This window comes from Novipirellula herctigrandis, assembly GCA_007859835.1.
GTDB classification, from domain to species: domain Bacteria; phylum Planctomycetota; class Planctomycetia; order Pirellulales; family Pirellulaceae; genus Novipirellula_A; species Novipirellula_A herctigrandis.
The window spans coordinates 5,534,096-5,557,852 of sequence record SJPJ01000001.1; the positions used below are offsets into that span (position 1 = coordinate 5,534,096).

Here is a 23,757-nt window from a genome sequence, read left to right on the forward strand (position 1 = left end):
GTCAAGTATGGTTATCGGCGATTGGGGGTTCGGAAATGAACGAATTTGACGGCGTTTTGCGGCGATGCGGTTAGAATAGGCCGATAGGGTATTTGGTGGCCCTGATTCGTACTGGGCCACATTTTGTGTCAACCGTTCGTTCTTTTTCCAGCACGGGTCCCATCATTTTCGATATGTTTCGCGGATTTCAACGCATCGATACCCGGTTTTGTTGCTGCGCTGCAATACGAGTGGTCGTGTTCGCTTTGGGGTGCTCGGCTACGTCTTCGCTGATTTTGGCCGATACGATCGAGCTACGCGGCGGAGGGCATGTCTCGGGGAAGGTCCGTCGTTTGGTAGAAAGGAAAATCGACATTGTCGAGGTGGACGACGAAATCAGCATCGCGTTCCCTGGAAGCCAAGTCGATCGAGCGGTCTCCTCGAAAACATTGGCCGAGTATCGCGATCGTGTGGCCAAGGCGGGGGAGGATGCCCAGGAGCATTACTTGTTAGCCGTTTGGTGTGCAAAGACCATCTCGGCCAACAAAGACGCGTATCGCCGATTTCATATGCAGATGGCGGTGCGATTTGACCCCGATCACAGCAAAGCACGCGCGTCACTTGGCTATGTTCAAACCGACGATGGCAAGTGGATTCGCTATACGGACTTGATGCGATCGCGCGGCATGATTTCAGTCGGTGGAAAGTGGGTGCTTCCCGAGGCCGCAGCGATCTCGGAGTACCATGATTCGAGTAACGTGGACGCAAAACATTGGGTCCGCGAAATCGAGCGACTACTGAAAGTGGTTATTCGTAACAACAGTAAGTCAGCCGAAGCGATGGCAACACTCCAGGCGATCGATGATCCCTTAGCAGCTTCAGCAATCGCCAAACAATTGCTCGAAAATAACCATGGCCGACCATTGGATCTGCTTTGGGTTGAGTTGCTTAGTCGGTTCCAAAACTTGGTTTCGGTCGAAGCTCTGACACGAGCAGGCCTTTTCGAATCCGACGACGTGGTTCGCGAAGCCGCACTGACAAAGCTACAGGACTATGGAAGTGATTCGGCGGTCCTCAGTTACGTCGGGATGCTACGGAGCAATGATCACGCGGATGTGACGCGCGCTGCAAGAGCGTTGAGATTCTTTCCCGATGTGGAGTTGGCTTCGGTTTACATTGATGCTTTGGTAACGACTCACACCAAAACGATTGCACCCAAAGCGGGGTTAACGCCTGGGTTCTCCGACAATGGGTCAAGTTCGTTTTCGACCGGAGGCAAGCCGGTGAAGATCAAGCGAAACGTCGAAAACCCTGGCATGTTGGCATTGCTGAAAACGGTCGAGCCTGACGTCGACTTTGGCTACGACAAGCAAGCGTGGCGACGTTACTTTGCCCTGAAACATGGCGGTTATAGCGGCGATTTACGGCGTGATCCGTAAAGGATCAATTCTTGGTCAAGCGTTGGGGTGATGGAACGGTCGGTTGATCATAGCGCTGTTGAGGCGGTACGACGACGCCACAACTAACGATGAACTGGATCGCTTCGTCGACCGTTAAGTTCAAGTCGATGGCGTCGCTTCGTTTCACCGTCACCGTGAAACCCGTCATTGGCATTGGGCTGGTCGGCATCAGCACACTCAGCATCGGTTCCCCGTTGGCAATCGAAATTTCTTTCATTCCATTTCCGGTGACGAACCCCAAAGACCAGATGCCTTTGGCCGGATACTCTATCGCCACGACTCGGTTGAATTCGATTTCGCGGTCACTGAACGCAAAATCGGTGACCTGTTTCACTCCGCCATAAACCTTGTTGACGATTGGGATTCGCAAAATTGTGGCATCGAACGATCGGACAAACCAATGGCCGAGCCCAAACGTAAAGAGTCGACCGACAAAATAAAGCACCGTTAAAAAGACGATCAAGAAGACTGGCACGACGACCGAACGCGGCATGTAGCTGATCTCAACATATCGGTGCCAGTAGGCATTCGCGCTCGCGGGGGCGGGGGTGTAGGGGCCAAATCGATCGGCGTTCTCGTTAACCGTGTTGACCACTTCTTCGGGCAAGAACCGTCGTCTGGTAGGATCGGGCACATAGCGTTCGCCCTTGAATGTAAAGCCGTCGAGTCGTCGTTCGCCGGTTGGAATGGCTCCCTGCGGAACCGATGAATAAGTTCGTTGTGGCGAGATTGTATTGACAATCGCCGATCGGATACTCAATTCAATCGGTGCGAGCACATAACTTTCAATTGTGCTCCATGCCCAAATGAGAACGGCGATGGTTAGTAGCGGCGGCAGGACAACGCCGAGCCCACGTAACACCGCGCGTCGAAAACCACCGCTCCGTGGCGGAGTTGGAGGGCTAGTTGTTTCGGTCTCGGGAAGGGGCGATTGCATCGTGACGTCTGTCTGAAAATTCGTGAAGTTCGTCAGGAAGTCCGTTTGGAAGTCCGTCTTGTGATGGTGTGTCTGGTTGCTGGCATGTTCAGGTCGCTCTGACCGCCCGAGCGACCACGGCGACGCTGACCCGAAATGCTCCGCCTCCTCTTAGCACCCCGGCGATCTCGTTGACGGTTGCGCCGGTGGTGTAAACATCGTCGACCACCAAGATATGCCGATCGAGCAAATTAGGCGACCTGCCGAAAGCGTAACTTCTCTTTATTTTGAACGCATCGCGAACATTGTGAAGCCGGCTGTCATCGTCCAACCAAGCTTGCTTCTTGATTTTTCGGGTCGCTTGAAGCAGCGGACGCACGGGAACCCCCAAGGATTCACCGACGGATCGCGCCAAAGTGGCGGTACCGATACCGCCCCTCGAAAGTTGGCGAGTGAAGTAAGACGGGACAAACGTGACCACGTCCGGAAGGTCCTCGCCTAGTCGATTGGCAACGCAGCGACCGAGTCGATTCCCCAAAGCGGCCGCCAATGGGGACAAATGGACATATTTCGAAGCGACAACAGCATCACAAACCAAGCCGTGGTAGGTCCACATCGGAATCACCCCATCGAACTGAAACGTCTTCTCCTTGCACTGCGGGCACCCCGAAGAGGGGGTTGCGTTCCCCGTTGGTGCGATTGGCCCCGCCGAATTTTCGTTCTCATTAATCACTGGTCGGCCAAGTGGAAAACCACAGCGCAGGCAACAGTGTCGCATTTGAAATTCACTGGAAACTAACGAGACACGACAATCCTGACAAAAGTCGACTCCAGGGCTGACCAACCGGTTACACAAGGCACAACTCGGGGGAAATGCCAAATCGAGGACCGACTCCGCTGCGGCCGTTTTCCCCGTCGAGACCCAATGCTGGCATTTCTTAATCGTCTCGCTGATCGAAATGGACATGGTGGACGGCGATGGGAAAGAAAGAAAAGGCTTCAAGAAAAGAATACTTTTCAATTTTAACCGCGAACCTTGGACTTGGTCGCCTGTCTAAACGATCATTGATAGAAGTCGAAGGAACTTTTGGAAAAGTTTTCACTGGTTTTCTTTGGCCTTCCTGGATATTGTTCATCTAGGAAACCGGTAGCGAATCGTATGCTACTTGGTTTGTTCTGTTTTTTTCCTTTGCTCCGCCGCCGCACCCGCTTATCGGTGCCGGGAGGATTGAAATGCGTTTCGTATCGATTATCGCCGCCGTCGCACGTTTCTTCGCAGTCGCCGAAGTCCGTGAGAATTTTGCTGCCGTATCGCGTATCGTCGTCGCATCTCACCTCCATCTACGGTCATGGTGGATGCAACTGGGTATGTCGTGTTATTCGAGCTTATCGAATCCGTGCGCCGTCACATTGGATGACGGCGGCACAAGGACGATGAGTTGGACGCGCGGCATAAAACCCGGCAGTCAACTCGGTTATCCGAAGTTCGATAGCCGGCGAGGGCTTTTGCGAATGCAAATGGTCCCCGTCCGCTGCGAATCGGAACCCGTTTTGGAACGGGGCAGAGCCTAAGGCTCGATCCCTTTTCCACGTTCTCGCTTCGACGATCGCCATTCCAACAACGATCCTTGAGCGACAACGACGACTGATAAACGCGGCCCGGAAATTCGCTTGCCAACGTATTGCCTTTTGCATTCCGTTTGCATTCGCAGCTCCATCGGCCCCAAGCGTTTTGCATCTGGTTAGCTAAGAAACCTTGAACTTCATCGTTCAAGTACTTAGTGAACCAACCTCATGAAGTGAATTTTAACCCCCGCAGCACAGCGTTCCGCTGTTGTCGCAACTCGGCTCACTTATTCCCGCCGGATGAAAAACATCTGCATCAAGCGTGGCCCGAGACTTCGGAGAGGAACCGAACATGAACATCACTGAAAACAGCTTCTTGGATTTCCAAACGGAGACTCGGACGGTCGCTCAATTGGTCGTTGCGGCACAAGCCGGTGACCGAGACGCATTCGGTGCGCTCTTTGAGCGGTACCGGTCTGGAATCGTTGCACTGGCAATGCGGCGAGTTCGCAATGCCGACGAAGCGGAAGAGCTCACGCAGGACGTTTTTATCCAAGCGATGCAGAAGATTGGCCAATTGCGGGTGCCCGAAGCATTCGGCGGATGGTTGCGGCAGATCGTGCACCGAATGGCAATCAATCGGTTGACTCGAAATCGAGTCGCCATTGCCTGTGATCCGGAAACGCTCGAAGCGACTTGCTATGCTGTCGGAACCCCCGATGCATTTGCCGAAGATCGAGAGCAAGCCGAAGTGGTTCGGGATAGCATCGATCGACTTGGTGCGTTGGACCAGCAAACGCTTAAGGCGTTTTACTTGCACAGCAAGTCGCTTATCGAAATGAGCAACGAATTCGACGCGCCGGTCGGAACGATCAAGCGGCGGTTGCACGTCGCTCGGAAGCGGCTGCAAAAGGAAATGGAAGAGGACGTGCTTCAAGCCGTCTAACTCACGTTGACTCGTCCCTCGGATTTTGATCCGAGGGGCGAGTTTTTTATTGCGTTGATACGTCGTTTGACTTCCGATCGCGTTGACGCTGACGCACCAAAATCTCCTCCATAACTGGTAGCTCTGTGTAATACATCGCACTTGGGTCGATGCCACGTTCGTCAAGCCAATCCAATCGTTCTCGCATCGCTGGTCGCTTGCTTAATCCCGGTAAGACCACCAACCACATAATCGCGACGGCAACCACCGACCCTGCAAAAGCAACCATTCGTGTACATCGTCTTGGATTGTTTGACTCTGACATCACCTACGGCACCATCTCACTAATTCGATCGGCAAAGACGACTTTGAACATGAACCACGCCATGAACAACGTCAAGACGAGGTTGAGCGATTGGCCGCAAACATAGAGGATCAGCGGCTTGCCGCCCTTAAAGTAAGGCATCAACTTCGAAAAATTGGTATCGAGCCCAATGCTGACGAAAGCCAAGCAGAAGAACCATCCGCGGAAGGTTTTCGTCGATCCGCTAATCATCGCGCCGACTAGCTCTGGGCCACCGGTAAGTGTCGAGTAGAGGGTCGAAAACAAGACGGACATTGCCACAAAACCAAGTACAAATTTGGGGAACCGATACCAGATTTCCGACACGCCTGGGTGTGGTGCGGATGGATCGCGTTCCACATAGGTAACCCAGTAGATTGCAACCAAGAATGCCGTTACGCCAATAAGGATGTTTTGAATCATCTTCACGGTTGCCGCGACTTCTAAGGCGCGATCGCCCAAAACCGCACCCGCTGCCGCAACTGCTCCGGTCGAGTCAATCGTTCCGCCAAGCCATGCGCCGCCGAGAATCTCGTCCATCCCGACGGCTTTGATGATCATCGGCAACACCACCATCATGACGACCGTGAATGACAACGACATGCCTATTGCCAACGACAATTCTTCTTTTTTGGCTTTGCAGGCAGCCGCCGTCGCGATCGCGGCTGACACTCCACAGACCGACATGTCAGCGGAAATGACCATGTTCAACGATTTTGATGGTATCTTGAGGACTTTTTGACCAAAGATGAATGTGCCTACTAAGACAATGGGCGTTACGACCCACGCGACAAAGATGCCGGGAAGTCCAAGTGCCAACAAACGGCTCATCAGAACTTCCGCACCAAGAAGTACTAGCCCTGTCTTGATGTAAAACTCCGTTAGCACCGCAGGTTTAAGAAACGTTGGCGTTCCGATGGTATTGCTAATAATCAATCCCACCAATAATGCCCACAGGGCGTACTCCAAGTTGTAGGCCTTGATCACACTTTGGCCCGAAAGTGTATATGCGATCGCTGCAAGCGCAAAAATAAACGGGAACGCAATCAAGAATTGTGGCGTCGACTTGCCTCGCAAAAAGGTCGCCATAGCGAATAGCAGGCCGATCACAGCATAGACCCCAAGTGTCCCAGGGATCGTGGTCGAAACTGCTCCGGCGTCATCGGTGTTCAAGAACGCGTCAATCGGATTGGTATCCCAGCCACCCGGTTTTGATACATAGGGTTTCAGCGGACTTGTAACGGCAACCTTTTCGTTTGCAGCGACTTGCTCCGCTAGATCGACTGGCCGCGTCACCCATACGGCAGCGAAGGAAACCAAAAGCAAAACTGCGGCACACCAAATCGCCAACCAGTCTTCGGATGTTCGCATTTCAGTCCAAAGACTTGGACGCTCCGAGGGAGGCGGAGTCTCGACCACGTCACGGTGATCGGTAACATTTTTGTTCGGTTGGGGGGACTCTTTGGGCGAATCGTAAGGATTAACTTGCATGAAAGAGAGTCGTTTTCACTGCTTAAAAGTGGAGGGATTGGTGGACGGAGGACAGGTGTTTCTACAGCCTCGCGTCTACCAAGTCCAGGCAGCCACTCAAGCAAGCGATCAAATGCCCGATTGCCAGTCTCGGATCGCGTCGATGGGATACGCTAACATCACGATATTCAATAGCAAACTATCGCGAATCCAAAACACGCTGACGGCTTCCAAGAATACCACCGCCGCGATAGTTGATCGCCAAGAAAAGCGACTGCTCGACAAACTGATCGCAGCCATTGCACCGATCACACACATGGTGTAGTCGCTTATCGAGTTAAGGATGCTGTCGCCAAAATAGTCGAGCGATATGGTGGCCTCGCGGTATCGTTCGATCATCATCGGCGTGTTTTCAATCACTTCCCAACCCGCCTCAATCGCTGCAATGACGATCAACCGAGTAGAGCGTTGCGTTGTCTTTCCGATTAGCAATTCCAAAATCAGCCAAAGAGCCAATCCATGTTCCAGGTGTGACAACGAATAGGGGTCGAGCAAGTGCTGCGAATTGTGACTTGACCAAATATCCCATGACCATGGCAGGAGGTCGCCTGATTGGCACCACCACACTCGGTCTAGCAGTACCAAGATTGTCGTCATCAAGATTGCAATTCCGCCAAGCCATATGCTTGTCGGTTGCTTGTCCGTTTTTACATCAAGATTGGTCAAGGCTTAAAACACATCAAGGCTGGTTGAAATGGCGAGGCAGGTAAATCTCGACCTGGGAATCATTGAAGATGCGATACTTCACTCCATGAGCCCATAATTGGAAATACGGCTCAAAGGGGTCATCGACATCAATCGCATCCCGAAAAAGCGGCCACATCAAGTAATCTCGTAACATCCAATCGCAAGCAGTATAGAAATAAGCTGCCTGTAGCGTTCGAGTCGGTTCGTCGGGCGAAGTGATTCGTGAAACGAGATTGGGGCCAAATTTTTGCAGCAAATTTAGCAGCTCCGCCTTTTCCGATTCGTCTTTGGGATGCTTTGGCGCAATCCCTTCGAGTATGCGAATCGAAGGGCAGGGGGCCAACTTCTCGGTCAACCGGTGAACTTGGGCGAGTGACGCCAGATCGTGAAGGTTGCCGAGCCATTGCTGTGCAAGGGTCTGCGCGTCGTCCGGTTCGAGTGGTTTCGGATTGCGGACAATAAAGTAAACATCCCGTCCACCTTGCGGCCGCCGATCGTCGCCGGCAAAGTCAAAAAGGCGTTTCAACCTCCGAAGAAGTTCGCCGCCCCAAGGCGTTTCTGCAAACAACCCATCGACGCCTTCACCGTTTGGGCGAAAATTCTGAAAAAAACCAATCAGCCCGTCTTCGGGAGCTAGCGATTCGGCATCTGAATTTGTTTGATTAGCATAGCCAACCTCGTGAAAACGGTTCACTAGGTTTTGAGTCGTCTTGGTCATGGATTGCCATTATACGAACAATGATTTGATCACATTGCCGTTTCGGACCAAGGTGATCGGGCGGCCCGTATTCGAGTCATACTCAAGCGTTGGGTCAATCCCGAGGTTGTAATAGAAACTTGCCGCGACATCATCCGGTGAGAAGCCTTCGTGTAGTGGGCCCGCAGCAGTCGCGTCACTTTCGCCAATCACTTGGCCACCACGAACAGCGCCGCCAGCCATCAACATGAACATGCATCGTGGGTAGTGGTCGCGCCCACCATCAGCGCTTCGGTTATTGATTTTTGGCGTTCGTCCAAATTCTCCTGTAACGAAAACGGCCGTGGAATCCAATAGTCCACGTTGCTCGAGTCCGATCAAAAGTCCGCTCAATCCGGCGTCTAACTTTGGAAGATTGCTGGTTTTGAGCTTCTTGAAATTGTCTTGATGGGTGTCCCATCCGCCCAATTGGACGCTAACCAAACGTACTCCTGATTCAACCAGACGCATCGCCAGTAAGCAGCTTTGCCCAAAGGAATCTTCGCCAAACTGTTTCGCAAAGCTCTCGGGTTCCTTGCTGATGTCGAATGCATCGCGAGCTCGCGAGGACGTGATCATCGAATAGGCTTGTTCGCCAAATTGGTCGAGACCTTCGAGCAATTGGTCGTCTTTTTCTAGTTCCGCGAAACGACGATCCAGCTTCTTGAGTAGCCCTTGGCGTCGTTTAACCTCATCAACCCCAATTCCGCCGGCAAGCGAGATGCCACGAACAGAGTAGGGCTGACCCAATTGAGGCGCTGAATTGGTTTCGAGCGCCGCGTAGCGAATTCCTAAAAATCCGGGCCCATGTCCCGCTCGCGGAATCGCAACTTGACTAGGGATATCTGCATCCGAGGGCCTTTCTTTGCTCAGCACCGAACCGTAGCCGGGATATTCGAGCGACGGTAACGGTTTGCTTCCTGTGTTGACGTATTCGCGGCCAAGTTGGTGGGCGGCCAATGTATGGCTGACCCCGCGAAGTATCGCGTACTTGTCTGCACAACCAGCCAGTTTCGGTAAATGTTCCGAGATTTGAATGCCACTGACGTTCGTCGAAATCGGCTTGAACGCCCCACGGATTTCCTCCGGTGCGTCCGGTTTCATATCGAACATGTCTAAGTGTGACGGGCCACCAGACAATTCAATAAAGATTGCTCGATCGGCGCGTCCCGGTTGGATTTGGCCCGCGTTCGCCATCTGCATGTAGTTCGATAAGCTCAAACCACCAACGGTTAGGACGCCTGCCTTGAGCATGTCGCGACGCCGAACACCATCACATGTTGAATGAAATTTCATGGTTGATTTACCTGATAAGAAAGTAGTTTGATTGAAAGTCGCCTTTGTTGGCTCGGATGGCAACAAAGTTTTCCGTTAGCCTCGTTGCAATGAGACAAATGGTACGAGTCGTCTAATGAGTAATGATGAATTCTTTGGTGTTGACCAATGCCCACAACAGTGATTGCACCGCATCGGATTTCGAAGTCGAAGTATCGATGTAATCCGTTGCGATAGCAGTTTCTTCTCGGTCGGGAAAACGGCTGAGGGTTCGCATGTAGGCCTCTTCGATCACAGCATCGATCGTCATCGTTGCTTTTTCGCTATCTTGTTTAGCAAGCTCGACCTTTTGCCACGAGTTTGGGTTAGTAAGCAGTTTTTTCAGTGGCGGAATGTCAAAACCAAACTGATTGAACTTACTCTTGGCTCGTTGGTATTCCCGCTGGACTTTGGGCATCGTGTTCGCCTGTCGAACCTTTGGTATCTGGTTGAACTGCCGAACTTTCGTCAAGATCTGTTTTCGCAAACCATTGGCAGCCCGTAGTGTGGCCACTTTCTTAGGGTCAATTCGGTTCGATGGTGCGTCAACGCCGAGCGACTCACAGGCTTGTGCGACCCAGCCATCATCGCTTGATAACCTTCGGTGCATGTCGGCATCGTTTCGCAGGTAAATCGCTTGAAGTAAACTTGGCGAATCGCTGCGATCACAATCACAATTGGATTCACGAATCGATTGCCCAAAAACCTCCATCGCAAAATCGCGTTTGTTTCGGTTTTGTGCGAGTCCTTCTGCGATTGCCATTTGGTCGACTTCGTTACGTAGTTGACTCGCTTTGTCGTCCGAGCCGGTTGCTAAGACGACCGCGTCATAGACCACTTCGGCCGGCAAACGGCGCGGCACATGACGAGCAAAGTTGACACGATCGTGTCGGTTCGTTTCGTTGGGTTCCGCACTTCGTTGATAAGTTGCACTCAGCACGATTTCTCGGTGCAGCCATTTCAAATCAAATTTTTGATGGATGAATTGTTTCGCAAGGAAGTCGAGAAGTGGCGTGTTGCTTGGCGGATTCGCCATGTTCATGTCGTCGGTCGGATCAACGATTCCAATGCCAAAGTAGTTTGCCCAAACTCGATTGACAATCGCTTTAGCAAAGAAGGGATTCGTTTCGCTGCGAAGCCATTGCATCAATGCAGGACGAGGATCGGTTGATAGGGGCACAGCCGTCGATTCGCCAAGAATATGGCCACTCGGAATAGGCAATGGCGCGACCTTCTTGCCGTTCTGCTTCGCTTTGGCGATCAGTTTCTTTCGCTTTTCCAAAAGCGTTTTATTGACGGTTCTTTGCTTCACAACAAACAGCTCTCCGAAGGGGACCGTTTCTCCCTGGGCGGCTGCTCGATAGATTGCTCTTCGCAATTCACCGTTGTCGAGTTTCTTGCCATCGGTCACTTGCTTGATGAGTTCGTTTCGTTGTTCTTTTGCGTCGGCGCCGATGCCGTTTTGACTCGCCCTGACCGTGGTGAACAGTTTTGAGAACTTGTCAAAATCATTTTTGGACCATCGATCGAATGGATGCTTGTGGCACTGAGCACACTCGATGCGAACTCCCAAGAACGCATAGGCGAATCCGATTGCACGATCTTCTGGTTTTTGGAAATTGCGGCGCGCCCAATACAGTGGTAGACCGTCTCGCTCGGCGAAAAGATTTTCGTTACCCCTCTGACACGCCTCGGTCATCGCTTCGCAGTATTCAAGGTAGCTTTCGCCCTCTTGTCGGCTTTTGGCTTCCACGATTCCCTGGACGATTTGGTCATAGGGCATGTTTTGGTCGATTCGAACTCGCAGCCATTCGTGCCACAATCGCGAAGCAGCTCCTCGAACAGGCAGCGCATTGTTGAGTTGAGCATCGCTATTGCCGGTCCAATCTGACATGCGAGTCGCCCACCATGCCGCGTAGGCGGGAGAGTCAAGCAGTTCGTCGACCAGGGTTGCCCGTTTGTTTGGGGAGGTGTCGGCGAGGAACTCTCGGACGAAATCTGCCGCAGGTAGCACGCCCGTCATGTCCAGCGAAACCCGGCGTAGAAATTCGGCATCGGTGCAAACATCTGACGGAGCGACGCCAAGCTTATCAAGCTTTTCGAGAACCAAGCGGTCGATTGCAGTGGTTGCCTCCGAGGCCGCATATCGCTTGGGGCCGATCGGCCGTAAGACAGGAATCGGAACTACCGCATTGTCATAGTAAACGACAACATGGGTGTCACCCTTTTCACCCGATGTGACTTCGCCAAGTTCGTCAATCGCAGCAATCGATTCATCGTTTGTGCTAAACCGGCACAGTTGTGTGACATCTTCCATCGTTCCATCTTGCCAATGGGCTGTTGCGGTCAGTTGTACGGTTTCCCTTTGTTTGGAAAACGAAATTTCGGTGGGGATCACTTCGAGCTTTTCTAGCAAGTGCATCTTGTTTGGGTTGAACTCGGCACCCGACGCGATCCATTTTCGAAGAACATGGTGTTGCCAGCTTCCCTTGTCGAATCGTTTGCCCCCATCGTGCATGTCGGCATCAAGCGGTTTCACCAGGATCAAGCTTTCGTCGATATCGTCCACGTCGACTCGTCCGCAGTTTTCTTCGTGAAGTGCTGCGTGATCGGATTTGAAATCGTAGCCAAATAGTGATAATTGGAATCCACCTCGGCCTTGGAATGAACCATGGCATGCACGCCCGTTGCATCCCAAACGGCCGAGCAATGGAACCACATGCTTTTGGAAATCGGGTGCCTCGGTCACATCCGCAGATTGGAATCTTTCGCGAAGTGGAGCGAGTGTTTTTGTGTTCGTGTCGGTTGGTTTGGGCGTGCTGATCTTGGCCGGTTCGGCCGACACAGGGGCGCCCAATTGTCCAAGCAATAGAACGCACATCGCAACGACAATGCAGAAGGTAGGCTTGGTTCCGATTCGTATCATGATTCGCACCAGAGTGAATAAGTGATGAAAAAGTGGGTTGGAAAAGTGACGGGAGAAGTATTGAAGATGAATGGACTACTAGGGGGACGCGTCCGATGGATTGTCAGCCGACAGGCCGACACGATTCAAGAAGGATCGGTAAGTCTTTTCGATGTCTTCTTCATGGTTTGTCTTTTTGGTTTCCAACAAACGCTCCGCTGTTTCAAGTTGCTGCATCGCCTTTTCAATTCGCTGAGTCATGATCTGTACGTCAAACTCGGCTCGATTGATTTGTGCATGTACCAATCGGTCTGTTGCCTCGCGAAGTTCTTTCCGCAACGGATTGTTGTCGTTGACCTTTAATTTGGCGGTTAGTAGCGTTGCATGAGTTTGGGCTTTCAATAACTCAATCTCAATTTCGAACAATTGTTCGCCGCGTTTTTTTGCATTTTCAAGTCGTTTTGCGGCTCGACTAAGATCTCGGATCGCGATGCGGTAGTGGTTGGGGTTGCGTGTTCGAAGTTGATCGAGCATCCCCTTTAATTCCTGTAAATGCTCATCGACCAATTGCATGGCGACCACTTCCATCGCGACAAGTTCGGGTTTTCGCTGGACCGTTCTTGTGTTGTTTTCGTTCTGCGATTTAGTGGCTTTGCTTGTCTGTCGCTCAGCCGTTTCGCTTGCGGAGGAATCGATGCGATCTACTGCGGATGCCAATGAGCAACAGAGTAGCATGGCCGTAACGACACTCGCCTGAGTCCAAGTGTCTCGTCGATCAACCTTCATTGTTCTCTCCTTGGGCAATTGCCTCAACCATCCACCCTAAATCGAGTCCGTCGGTTGATGAATCGATTGGATCGGCCATGTCAAGCGAAACCGAAGTGACAGCAAACGACTCTAAATTCGCAAGTGGGTCCTCTTGCACCTCGTCGTTGGTGATCGTCGCGACCCATACTTCGGCAATTTGCAGTTGTTCGTTGCCCGTCGGTTTCGGGTTTTGCAGGGAAGTCCAATTGAAGAGAAACGTAAGTGCGAGGCTGCCCGCAAGAGTCAGTAAGACTGCAGCGACACGTCTTTGTTTGGACCAAGGGGGCGAGTCATTCGAGTGAGATGATTTGCCGTCGATACCCGACATCGCGACATTGCCGATCAGGTCTGCTGCGCGAGCAAGTTGGTCGGCCATGGCATCCGAATTTTCCAAACGCGACTCGAACGCTTGCTGTTGTTCATCCGAGAGTTCGTCGAACAAGTACAGCAAACATTCGTTACGCGACAACTCGTCGGTATGGAAATGTTGATCTGTGGTCATGAATCTTCGTCTCGTGTTACTTTGGCGGCGAGTTGTTCAAGAGCTCGTCGCATTTGTGTCAGCGCGGTCCCAAGTGGGATTTGCAGATGGTTCGCGATTTCTTGGAAGGTCATTCCCTCGTGAATTCGCAACCGAACGACCTGCTGCCACGACGGTGGAAGCTGATCGATTGCTTGGCGTAACTTCCGTGTGGTTTCCTGGGCAACTAAGTTTTCGAGGTGGTCCGGTGTTTCGTTTGCAGCGGAGGATTCCGCGTGCTTTTCTAATATTCTTGTAGTCGTTGACTGGTCACGCCAAATGCGGGCAGCTTGGTTCGATGCAACTCGAAACAGCCAAGCTTTTCTCGCGGCAACGGGGATGTTTTGGCCTTGTTCAACCGCCTTCAAAAAGACGACCTGCAAGCAATCCTCGGCATCCGCGTGTTGGCCAAGTCGCCGACCGAGAAAAGCACGAAGTCCCGGTTCGCTGTCCAAGAATACATCCCGCCAGTTGTTGTCTGGTTCACGACCCTCTGCGCCATCATCGGCAGCCTCGGTTTCGTTCGGATTTTTGCCTGGATCAATGGTCATTTCGCTGGGATACCAGTAAAGATACGTAGCTATTGGAGTTTATTTCAAAATTCGCGTGCTTTTTTAATAGGTTTTGCACTGCGATCCTTGGCCGTATTTCTTGCTGGGGGGCTTTTTAGTCGCATGGGGTCGCATGCACGAATAGTCGCAGGGGCTGTTTGATTTATCGTGTAAATGGGGTGCGTGCCGCCGGAGGCTCTCGGCGGACGGCCGTTTCCGTGATCGTCCGATTAGCGGTATCGGACTTCCAGCGGCGGGACAGGCAAACGACGAAACCGCGTTGGCAAGAAATGCTGTGATGCCAATCCAAATTGATCTCGAGCCGAAAGGGTGACGCGTTGTGAGGCCACCAAGCCGGGATCTTCTTCGATTCGAGAGAGGAGACGGCGGTAGGTTCGCCACATCATGCTAAACATAGGCCGCCCGTCATCGTGCAGCGAATCCCAGACATGCCAACCTGAATCGAACAACTTTTTTGCTCTTGCGATTTCGTCTTGCATTAAGCATCTCAGTCGGTCATCGCTACGGGGGTTTAGCAGGTCATCTTCATACAAACCATGTTGTTCGTAGTGTTGGCGTGGCAAGTAGATTCGGCCACGTTTTGCATCCTCGGCAACATCGCGGAGCACATTGGTGATTTGGAAAGCCAGTCCACAATCGACGGCGGGTTCCAGCGGCAATGGCGAGTCAAATTCCCACACATGTAGGCAGGCTAAGCCGACCGCCGATGCAACGAGGTAACAATAGTGTTCAAGTTGTTCGTAGGTGTCGAACCGAGTCTTTTGTTGGTCCGCGATTACACCATCGATGATTTCGAGCAAGTAACGCGTCGGAATTTGGTATCGATTCGATGCGTCTCGAAGGCCAGGTAAAATTTGGCGTACTCGTTGGGGCAGAACCGTATTCCACTGAGACCCCTTTGCGTCGGGCAAATCGGGAAGCGTAATCTCGCCCAGAGGTGTGTCGCTGATCAAATTCAGCGCCGTTGTGTGTCGCCACCAATCGAGCCACTTCGTTCGCAGCGTCGTCGGTTCCTCACAATCGCCGACGTCATCGGTAATGCGAGCGAACGCGTATAACGCGTACATCGCATCTCGTTTTGGGCGCGGTAGCAGCCAAAACGAGCGATAGAAATTGCTTCGGCTCCGTCGCGAAATGCGTCGTGAGTGTCGATAGCTTTCAGCAATGCACCGTTCCGAGTTCATACCCTGATCATACTCGCTCGCCGAGGGCCAAAGGAAGAACACGCTTAGCGTGAAACCAGGAGCGAACGAACCAGTAGCCGGGTTTGGGTCCATTTGCTGAGAGTCGGACGATGGCTGAGTACATCAAATTCGATTTGGCGGATCGCCGCGATTGTCGCTCGCCCGCCTCCGACAATTAGTCGTAAATTTCGGCCAAACCATGATGGTACCGCATCGATGAGCGGTTCCCCTTCATCAAAGAAGCGTTCCGCACGCTGACATTCTGACTGAAGTAACCGTCGTAGTTCGGGAGACGTTTTGCTCTCAGAAAGGTGCGACTCTTTGACACCAAAACGGTCCATTTGATCCGTGGGTAAGTAGATTCGTCCGATCGCATAATCGCGAGCGACATCCTGCCAGAAGTTCACCAATTGAAGCGCTGTACAGATTTTGTTGGACAAGGCGATGTTGGCTTCCGAATTAGCTTCGGCCAAATCGAGCATGATTCGCCCGACCGGGTTGGCACTTCGTTCGCAGTAGTGAAGCAATTCCTCGAAATTCGCGTAGCATGTTTTATTTTGATCTTGGCGAAACGCATCGAGTAGGTCATCGAACGGCCTTTTCGGTAAATCGAAATCGCGGATCGTCGTGAATAACGCTGGGAAAAGTCCTTGTGGAGGTGCACCGGCAAAGGTTCGATCGAGACTCTGTTGGAACACCGCGAGTGACGCCAGAGCTGTTTTTCGCGACGACGATTCATCGGCTAGGTCGTCTGCGGTCCGGCAAAATGCATAGACGTTATAGGAGGATTGACGAAGCCGTCGCGGCAGCAGCACACTGGCGAAAAGGAAGTTTTCATAGTGCGATGTGGCCATTCGGCGGCACAGAGCTTCGGATTGATGGATTTCGTCAGCGGTGGGCATGGCAAACGGTATCGGTTAGCGAGTACTCTGGTTTTCGGTTCTTTGCGAGGGGCTTCCCGAATCAAGTCGTTGAGCGACAATGGGAGGGCTAGTCATTTTGGCTGAGCAGGCATTTTGGCTGAGCAGGCATTTTGGCTGAGCAGGCATTTTGGCGGGCTAAGCTTTGCACTAAAAAAAGAAAAACAACTCTATGAAAATCATCCTAGCTGCACCGCGAGGCTTTTGCGCAGGGGTGCACATGGCGATCGATTCGCTTGATCTTACCCTACGCAAGTTCGGACCACCGGTCTATGTGTATCACGAGATCGTGCATAACAAGTACGTCGTGAACATGTTCCAAGATAAAGGGGCGGTGTTTGTCAATCATATTGAAGAGGTCCCTGAGGGAAGTGTGCTACTGTTTTCGGCTCACGGTGTTTCACCGGAAATTCGCCAGGAAGCTCGCGATCAGAAGCTCAACGCCATTGATGCCACCTGTCCCTTGGTGACGAAAGTCCATCTCGAAGCGATCAAATACGCCAAAGCGGGCTACACGATCTTCTTGATTGGGCATGAAGGGCATGATGAGGTTATCGGAACGATGGGCGAAGCGCCCGAAGCGATTGTGCTTGTTGAAGACGAGCAGAGTGTCGATACGCTTGAAGTTCATGACGAATCCAAACTTGCCTATTTGACTCAAACCACTCTCAGCGTGGACGATGCCACTCGTATCATCACGAAACTTCGCGAACGGTTTCCGAAGATTGAAAGTCCGTCGAAGGCGGATATTTGTTACGCGACGCAAAACCGCCAAGAAGCTGTCAGGCTGCTATCGGGTCAAGCCGACGTCATCGTGGTGCTGGGTAGCCAAAACAGCAGCAACAGCCAACGGCTTCGCGAGTTAGCCGCAGAAAGGCAACAAAAACGAGCCTACTTGGTCGACGGCCCCGCCGATTTGTCGGTGGACCTATTCCAAAATGCGGAAACCGTCCTGATTACTGCTGGTGCGAGTGCCCCTGAGTCGGTCGTTCAGGAAACAATTGATTGGTTAGTGGAGAGGTTCAATGCGACGGTGGAAGTACAGCAGATTCGCGAAGAATCGGTCCTGTTTCCGTTGCCGAAGCCGTTGCGTGCCTTCGGCAAAGAGGTTGGCACCGCTTTAGACTGATCCTCCTTTCGGCATTTTTCCCCCAAGTCATGTCTTTATAACGGAGTCCAATAGTTATGCCTTCGAAAGAACAACAGCGTCAAAAGAAGCTTGCCAGAAAACGTTCGAAAGAAGTTGCAAAGCGAAAGCAGCAAGCACGCGAGAAAAGCGTGATGCAGTCGCTTGCCGGGCAGATGAAAGCCGCTAGCGGTGGTTCGTTTGACCGTTGTTACATGAGCGACGACTTGTTCGAAGCGAATAGCCGACTTGGGGCGGTATTCATCAGTCGGTTTTTGCCTGATGGTCGCGTTGCGTGTGCTCGATTCTTGGTTGATGCGTTTTGCTTAGGCGTAAAGGATATTCACGCTTTTGTCACCTACCCATCGAATTTGACTGAGTATATCGAACGTTCCGAGCAGGTTGAACCGCTCAAGCCTTGTGCGACTGCAAAGGCTAAGAAATTTGTCGAAGGATCCGTCGAGTACGCGCGGAAATTTGGCATCGAACCTCACGCGGACTACCGAAAAGTTGAGCCGATTTGGACAGGCATCGAGGCAAGTGAATGTACCGAGTCGTTCCAATATGGAGGCGATAACGGCAAGCCCCGGTATGTAAACGGGCCGCATGATTCACCACTGTTCCAACAACGCATTCTTGAGAAGTTGCAAACGCACGCAGGCGAAGGCAACTATGACTTTGTGATGATGGCAGGCGGGAGTGACGCGTTCGGAGAAATCGAAGATGGTGGTTGGATGGACGACCCCGAACTCGATGCGGACATCGACGAAGACGTTGTCGATGGCCGTGTGATTGAGTAGTTTGCCGCTGCTTTATTGATCGCCTTGATTCGTTTCGTCTTCGCCATTTTCGTTGTCGATGACGGATGTGTCGATGACGGGCGTGGGGATGACGGGCGTGGCGATGGCAATTTGTTTGAATAACGCATCGGTCGTCTCGTCATGTCCTTGGATGATGATGGTTCCGGGGGCGAGTCGTTTACCTTTGCGTGGATTTTCGTTCTCTTCGCGGTCGTCTTGCCAATTGCTGACTTGCACGCCTTCAACCCACGCGGCGATTTTGGGACCGTGTGCAGCCAACACCACCGTTGCCCACTTGTCTGGTTCACCGGCGACAACTCTTGCGTCTTGGCGTCGAAAAATGCCGCCTGTGCCGCAGTCCGCTGGCGAAAGCGGCAAATCGTTTAGCATTGCGTTACTGACTTGGCATTCATAACCCATCATCTTGTCGCCGGGGATACAACGAAAAAAGATGCCTGAGTTGATCTCGGGTTTCGGCAACTTGTACTCGGCTAACAAAACAAAGTCATCATACGATTCAGTGGTTTCGATTTGGCCACTGCCACCTTTGACTTGCATTGCTCCGTCATCGGCGACGGTGAATTCGGCGTCCATCTCGGGGTATTGTTTCCACATCGAAAGCTCTTCGTCGAGCAGCGATTTGAGTCCGAGGGGCCGCAGGCGAATATCACGAAACGCGACGCGGCCTTGGTTGTGCTGCAATCCGATTCGGCCCGCTGGCAAGCCAATCGGGTCGGTGTAATCGGTGACAATTTTGTCGTCTAGCGAGACTTGCAAGTGGTTGCCTTCCATTCGCATGGTCATCCGTCGCCATTGGCCAAAGGTTTGCTTTGGCGCGTCGCCGGATACCTTTTCTCGCTCAACGATACTGCCGGTCGGAAACGGATGGTCGTCCCCGGCAATGTTGACTTCGTAGCATTCGAACTTCGGCTCTTCGACTTGCAGTGGGGTCCGCAAGAAAATGCCACTGTTGGATTGCTCGTCCGCATTGAATTCAAGTGTTAATTCGTAGTTTGCCCATGGAATCGAAGTGCAGACTAAGCAGATGTCGCCCTTGTCGACGGTGATCGTTTGGTCTTCGACTTTCCAATTCGCGTTTCCCGCAATTTCCCAACCGAATAGCGTGTGACCATCGAACAGTCGAATCCAACCTTCGGAGGTCTCGGTTGGGGCAAGCCGAGCGGAGAGTAATTCGTCGGCCGTTGCCTCGTAGGTTTGCGGTTCGAAAATAAGGGGCGTTTCGGACTGCGATTCGTTCGCGGGGTCTGGGGATGCTGCCTTTTTTGAACGGCATCCAAGGGTGGCGATCGATACGAAAACGAAGAGGGAAATCCAGTAGCGTGAGCGAAGCTTATTCATATCCATAACGCTTAAAATAGGTTGCCCAACGCGAACGAATCAATGCGTCGGCTTTGGGATCGAGTTGATGTTGGTTGGTTTGGTAGCCTTTGTGTTCCGTTTCGGTCCAATGCTGAATCAGGGGTTCAACGGATTCAAAGTCGCTTAGGTGTAGGGTTTTGTAAATCGATCGAAGCGTCTCAACAGGATCTGCAATTAGGTCTTCGTAACGAATGTCGATCAGGCGATCGGGGGAAACCGATTGTCGCCCTTCATGAAAGGCCTCGTACATTCGTTCGAGGCAATCGATCACATACGGTTCAATCTGGTCGTGATTTGGTTTTTGCAGGCTTTGCACTTCATCGAGACTTTTCCAAAGCCGGCATGTCGAAGGGAAAAGTGCGGTGGGGTTACGTGTGATGTGAATAAACTTGGCTTGCGGAAACTCATGTGCCAATTGAGCGATGCGGCCGGTGTGAGTTGGGCTTTTAATGACCAGCGGACGACCGGTAGCGACGCTGACGTTCAACAGGAACCGCCGGAGCGTTGTGAGCCAAGTGTCGATGTCGGGTTGCGAGACCCCTTTGAAGCTTAAGTATTCCAAGTCGACGGGGCCTTCGTTGGGAAAGGCGATTCGCCGGTATGGGGATGGCATCCCCATCGTTAGCAGTGCGAACTCATCCTCTTGGGGGCGATCCCACCCAGCGGCCATATTGTCCATCGGCCTTTTGCCCGGCAGTAACCAAGTGGCGAATCGCCGAAAAAACCATTCAGTCGCCAGGAAATGCGATGGTGCAAAGCATTGAAACGTGGATGGGCTGCTAAGGCGTTCGTCCCGAACCATCAATTCATGGAGCAGTGTCGTACCACTTCGCCAATGACCGATAATGAAAACGGGGGTGCCGTGGAGTTCGGCGTTTCGACTGCGGCGACCAAAAAACAGCTTCTGGATGCCTGACAGAGCCGTGTTCGCGATTGTGGCAATCGAGACGACAAAAGCCAATGTCCACCGACTGGGGTGGATACGGAAACGGCCTTGGCGAAGCAATTCATACCAAGCAAATGGTCGCATTCCATGCCAAAAACGAGGCGAATAGAAGGGGTATTGGTGGTACGGGCGGTCGGTCGAGACCGCTTTGTCGCCCGGTTTCTCTCCGCGCAGCGTCCCCTTTTCGTCCCCTTTGGGACTATCGGAAGCGTCAGAAAAGGCGTCTTTCGACGAAAGTTCGGCCAAAGATCCCAAACCTCAATAAAACCGCGAAAACAACGGGAACCAAACGCTAGCCAACACTGTAATTGTTTAACGGCCAACCGTGCAGTCCCAAGGTGACCGGTTTGTGTGATTCCCTAAGGCACCTCACCTCTCCAATCACGGGGATTTGGCTACAATCTGCAAATCCGTTTCCGAGTTTCCAGCCTTGCCAATTCTCCGAATTCTCTCTTTTCCGACTGCAATACCTTGACTTCTGCTAACGATTCCGACCCACCCGCTTCTAATCAGCAAGAATTGTCGATTGTGGATTTACAGCGTCACATTCACGACATGTATTATGAAAAAGATGTCGCTCGTGGTGTCGATGGAACCTTCATGTGGTTGATGGAAGAGATTGGTGAGTTGGCTTCGGCGCTACGGGGAAACGATCGCGAAAATTTAGCGGAAGAGTTTGCCGACGTGATCGCTTGGTTGGCGACGATCGCCAATGTGGCCAAAATTGATCTCAATGCTGCGTTGGTCGCCAAGTACGGACACGGGTGCCCCGGTTGTGGTCGGCTCGTTTGCGAATGCCCCAATTCCGAGAAGCCATAATGCCTTTGGTTCGATCAAAATTCTGCTTCGTTATCCTTTGTCAGGTGTGTCTGTTTGCGAACCTGGCGGTCGTCCGGCATGCGATGGCTCAACCGACGGCCAATGCGGAGATTGCCGCGAAGCAGAACGTTGGTACCGACCAAATAGCGGTCGGGATCGACGGACATTTTCGGGTGGGATGCTGGACGGGGATTCATTGCACCAACCCACAAGTGGTCCCAACGCGGATCGAAACAGAAGATGGCGATGGAGTGTCGGTGGCTTATGTCCATTCATATGATGCTCAATCAACAAACCATACACGTTGGGCTTATGCGATTCCGGGCAGCGAAGAAGCACCGCTGGTCGTCGAGTGTTCGGACGGGAATCGTGTGGCAACTCGGTTTGCGTCGATAGGATCACCCTCACGAGGTTCCGCCCAAATTCCACTCGGGATGCCGTGGGTCGTATCGATCGGCAATCCAATGGGGGTTGAGCAATTTGGTGCCAACGAAATCCTCCGTCGCGATGCATCGGTGGCCGTCTCAATACCCGATTCTGCGGCCGGTTTACCGGATTCGGTGCTTGGATATGAAGGGATCGACCTCTTGATGATCGGTGGTTCGGGGGCTGCGATTCTTGAGCGACTTGATCCATCGCAACGAGACGCGATCGTCGGATGGATCGAGGGAGGTGGCCGTGTTTTGTTGACACTCGGTGAATCATTACCTGAGTTGAAAAAGGCTGCTCCTTGGCTATTAGAATTGATCCCCTCGCCAACATCAGCGGTCAGTGGTGATAGCAGCATTGACGATTGGATTACCGTCGAGTTTGATCCATCAGCGATTGAAACCTTTACTTCCACGCAAACTCCGTTGACAACATTTCGTGGTGCAAAGCTTCCCAAAGGGGTAGGTGATTCCATTGTCATCGGGCGGACGACTCGCCGAGTCAGCGCACCGATCGCAGTTGAATATGTCGTTGGATTCGGGGAAATTACGATCATCGCGGCGGACCTCGACAAGGCTCCTTTTGTCGATTGGCCACAACGTACCGATTTGATCACTCAGCTTACTGGCAAACTATTTCAATCTAACGAAACGCCCCTTTCGACGATTAACCGTGCGACCGCTTACGATGATTTGGCGGGCCAGATGCGTGCGACACTGGATCACTTTCCCACGCAACGCCGTTTTCCGTTCTCGATTGTCTCATTAATCCTGATCGGCTTGATCGCGTTGATCGGCCCTCTTGACTATTTTTTGGTGAATCGGCTGCTCGGAAAACCTCTGCTCGGATGGCTCACCTTTCCGGTCATGGCAATTGGTATTTCGGCGCTATTGGTGATGCAAGCGAAGCCAATACTTCGTGAGGACCCAAAGCTGCTTGTCAACTCCGAGGCACCGGATCGTGACACTGCCGCAGTCCCCGTTAATCGTATTGAAATTGTCGACATTGATGTGCAATCGCAATTGGGTGAGTCGTTTGCCTGGAGTGTTTTGTATTCTCACGACGCCAATCGGTTGGATGTTGAAAGCGCCCCAGCGGATTCGTTGAGTCAATTTTCCCACAATATCAAATCCATTATCACGGCGCCGTTTGGTTTCCCTGGTCGATCGTTTGGTGCGATTCAGGTGACAGGCGAAAACGCTCGGTTGCCAAACTATGAGGTTCGCTTCGACACTCGCGAAGGCCAACGGACAACCGAAATCGTGGATTTGCCAATGGCACCGCGAAGCAGCAAATCGGTGGCAACGCGGATTCGCTTCGAGCCAAACTTGGCCGAGGATATTGTGTTGAGCCGTCGCAGCGGTACGGAGTTACTCGAAGGCACTCTGGTTAACCCGTTGCCCGTTGATCTGCTCAATGGCATTTTAATTTATCGAAATTGGGCGTACCTGTTGCCCACTCGATTTCCAAAGGGAGAGCGGATCGAGTCGATTGATGTCCTTCGCCAAAAGAACTTTCGTTGGCAACTATCGCGGCAAAAGGCTCTGGAAAGTTCCACCGAGACACAAGTGTGGAACCCGTCGATGACCGACAATCCAGAGCGGTTGGCTGAAATGTTGATGTTCCATAATACCGTCGGTGGCTCTCGCTATACGACGCTCAACGATCGAGTGCTATCGTTCTTGGATCGGAGCCATTTGCTTATTGACGATCGATGTATTTTGGTCGGGCGGTTGGCGAAACCGTCGACACAAATGGAACTGTCAAGCGATGATGCGAAAGCCAGTATTGACGATAACACGTTGACCCTAATGCGATTGGTCATCCCAGTCAAAAATAAACGACGTTTGTAGATGATTGCGTTTAGCTGCAATCAATTCCTTGTTTCTGACA

General features: G+C 52.2%; 22 protein-coding genes. 7 read left to right on the forward strand and 15 right to left on the reverse strand.

Annotation, left to right across the window (positions count from 1 at the left end; genetic code table 11):
• Window positions 1-173: 173 nt before the first annotated feature.
• Window positions 174-1,418, forward strand: coding sequence for a HEAT repeat domain-containing protein (locus CA13_RS20235; RefSeq protein ID WP_146399699.1), 1,245 nt, complete (start codon window positions 174-176; stop codon window positions 1,416-1,418).
• 4 nt (window positions 1,419-1,422) lie between these two features.
• Here the strand turns inward: CA13_RS20235 and CA13_RS20240 are convergent, their stop codons facing one another.
• Entirely contained in the window at window positions 1,423-2,376 is a 954-nt protein-coding gene (locus CA13_RS20240) for a DUF502 domain-containing protein (protein WP_146399701.1), read from the reverse strand.
• Window positions 2,377-2,464: 88 nt separating this feature from the next.
• Complete coding sequence (locus CA13_RS20245) at window positions 2,465-3,322, reverse strand: ComF family protein (RefSeq protein ID WP_146399705.1); 858 nt, start codon at window positions 3,320-3,322, stop codon at window positions 2,465-2,467.
• A 266-nt stretch (window positions 3,323-3,588) separates the two neighbouring features.
• On the opposite strand from CA13_RS20245, the gene CA13_RS20250 reads away from it, so the two are divergent.
• Together CA13_RS20250 and CA13_RS20255 are read left to right on the forward strand one after the other, a co-directional pair.
• On the forward strand, window positions 3,589-3,927 hold the full coding sequence (locus tag CA13_RS20250; protein ID WP_146399706.1) for a hypothetical protein: 339 nt from the start codon (window positions 3,589-3,591) through the stop codon (window positions 3,925-3,927).
• Window positions 3,928-4,273: 346 nt separating this feature from the next.
• Window positions 4,274-4,867, forward strand: coding sequence for an RNA polymerase sigma factor (locus CA13_RS20255; RefSeq protein WP_146399708.1), 594 nt, complete (start codon window positions 4,274-4,276; stop codon window positions 4,865-4,867).
• 46 nt (window positions 4,868-4,913) lie between these two features.
• Here the strand turns inward: CA13_RS20255 and CA13_RS20260 are convergent, their stop codons facing one another.
• From CA13_RS20260 to hpnC, 11 genes are all read right to left on the reverse strand, one after another.
• Window positions 4,914-5,135, reverse strand: a complete 222-nt coding sequence (locus CA13_RS20260) for a hypothetical protein (protein ID WP_146399710.1) — start codon at window positions 5,133-5,135, stop codon at window positions 4,914-4,916.
• Window positions 5,136-5,174: 39 nt separating this feature from the next.
• Complete coding sequence (locus CA13_RS20265) at window positions 5,175-6,680, reverse strand: YeiH family protein (RefSeq protein ID WP_419194618.1); 1,506 nt, start codon at window positions 6,678-6,680, stop codon at window positions 5,175-5,177.
• Window positions 6,681-6,788: 108 nt separating this feature from the next.
• Window positions 6,789-7,385 (reverse strand): DUF2585 family protein, encoded by a 597-nt coding sequence (locus tag CA13_RS20270; protein ID WP_419194619.1) that lies wholly within the window; start codon window positions 7,383-7,385, stop codon window positions 6,789-6,791.
• Window positions 7,386-7,398: 13 nt separating this feature from the next.
• Window positions 7,399-8,124 (reverse strand): apolipoprotein acyltransferase, encoded by a 726-nt coding sequence (locus tag CA13_RS20275; protein ID WP_146399712.1) that lies wholly within the window; start codon window positions 8,122-8,124, stop codon window positions 7,399-7,401.
• Window positions 8,125-8,133: 9 nt separating this feature from the next.
• A complete protein-coding gene (locus CA13_RS20280) occupies window positions 8,134-9,438 on the reverse strand; it encodes a DUF1501 domain-containing protein (RefSeq protein WP_146399714.1) in 1,305 nt (434 codons plus the stop codon).
• 112 nt (window positions 9,439-9,550) lie between these two features.
• Window positions 9,551-12,382 carry a DUF1549 and DUF1553 domain-containing protein gene (locus CA13_RS20285; protein WP_419194620.1) on the reverse strand — a complete coding sequence of 944 codons (2,832 nt, stop codon included), beginning with the start codon at window positions 12,380-12,382 and terminating at the stop codon, window positions 9,551-9,553.
• Window positions 12,383-12,460: 78 nt separating this feature from the next.
• Window positions 12,461-13,147, reverse strand: coding sequence for a hypothetical protein (locus CA13_RS20290; RefSeq protein WP_146399716.1), 687 nt, complete (start codon window positions 13,145-13,147; stop codon window positions 12,461-12,463).
• Window positions 13,137-13,670 (reverse strand): hypothetical protein, encoded by a 534-nt coding sequence (locus CA13_RS20295; protein ID WP_146399718.1) that lies wholly within the window; start codon window positions 13,668-13,670, stop codon window positions 13,137-13,139. The genes CA13_RS20290 and CA13_RS20295 overlap by 11 nt, the downstream gene beginning before the upstream one ends.
• Window positions 13,667-14,239: an RNA polymerase sigma factor gene (locus tag CA13_RS20300; RefSeq protein ID WP_146399720.1), complete on the reverse strand. Its 573-nt coding sequence runs from the start codon at window positions 14,237-14,239 to the stop codon at window positions 13,667-13,669. Before CA13_RS20300 ends, CA13_RS20295 begins: the two co-directional genes overlap by 4 nt.
• Window positions 14,240-14,469: 230 nt before the next feature.
• A complete protein-coding gene (locus CA13_RS20305) occupies window positions 14,470-15,444 on the reverse strand; it encodes a phytoene/squalene synthase family protein (protein ID WP_146399721.1) in 975 nt (324 codons plus the stop codon).
• A gap of 44 nt (window positions 15,445-15,488) precedes the next feature.
• The gene (gene hpnC / locus CA13_RS20310; RefSeq protein WP_146399723.1) at window positions 15,489-16,346 is read right to left on the reverse strand and encodes a squalene synthase HpnC; all 858 of its coding nucleotides are present in this window, start codon (window positions 16,344-16,346) and stop codon (window positions 15,489-15,491) included.
• Window positions 16,347-16,536: 190 nt separating this feature from the next.
• On the opposite strand from hpnC, the gene ispH reads away from it, so the two are divergent.
• Complete coding sequence (gene ispH / locus CA13_RS20315; protein ID WP_146399725.1) at window positions 16,537-17,493, forward strand: 4-hydroxy-3-methylbut-2-enyl diphosphate reductase; 957 nt, start codon at window positions 16,537-16,539, stop codon at window positions 17,491-17,493.
• A gap of 56 nt (window positions 17,494-17,549) precedes the next feature.
• On the forward strand, window positions 17,550-18,290 hold the full coding sequence (locus CA13_RS20320) for a hypothetical protein (RefSeq protein ID WP_146399727.1): 741 nt from the start codon (window positions 17,550-17,552) through the stop codon (window positions 18,288-18,290).
• A 12-nt stretch (window positions 18,291-18,302) separates the two neighbouring features.
• Here CA13_RS20320 and CA13_RS20325 read toward each other — a convergent pair whose 3' ends face one another.
• Complete coding sequence (locus CA13_RS20325; protein WP_146399729.1) at window positions 18,303-19,649, reverse strand: 3-keto-disaccharide hydrolase; 1,347 nt, start codon at window positions 19,647-19,649, stop codon at window positions 18,303-18,305.
• A complete protein-coding gene (locus CA13_RS20330) occupies window positions 19,642-20,862 on the reverse strand; it encodes a sulfotransferase family protein (RefSeq protein ID WP_419194621.1) in 1,221 nt (406 codons plus the stop codon). Before CA13_RS20330 ends, CA13_RS20325 begins: the two co-directional genes overlap by 8 nt.
• Before the next feature lie 309 nt (window positions 20,863-21,171).
• Between CA13_RS20330 and CA13_RS20335 the strand changes: the two genes are divergently transcribed.
• Together CA13_RS20335 and CA13_RS20340 are read left to right on the forward strand one after the other, a co-directional pair.
• The gene (locus CA13_RS20335) at window positions 21,172-21,435 is read left to right on the forward strand and encodes a MazG nucleotide pyrophosphohydrolase domain-containing protein (protein ID WP_146403792.1); all 264 of its coding nucleotides are present in this window, start codon (window positions 21,172-21,174) and stop codon (window positions 21,433-21,435) included.
• Complete coding sequence (locus CA13_RS20340; RefSeq protein ID WP_146399731.1) at window positions 21,435-23,717, forward strand: hypothetical protein; 2,283 nt, start codon at window positions 21,435-21,437, stop codon at window positions 23,715-23,717. Before CA13_RS20335 ends, CA13_RS20340 begins: the two co-directional genes overlap by 1 nt.
• Window positions 23,718-23,757 lie beyond the last annotated feature (40 nt).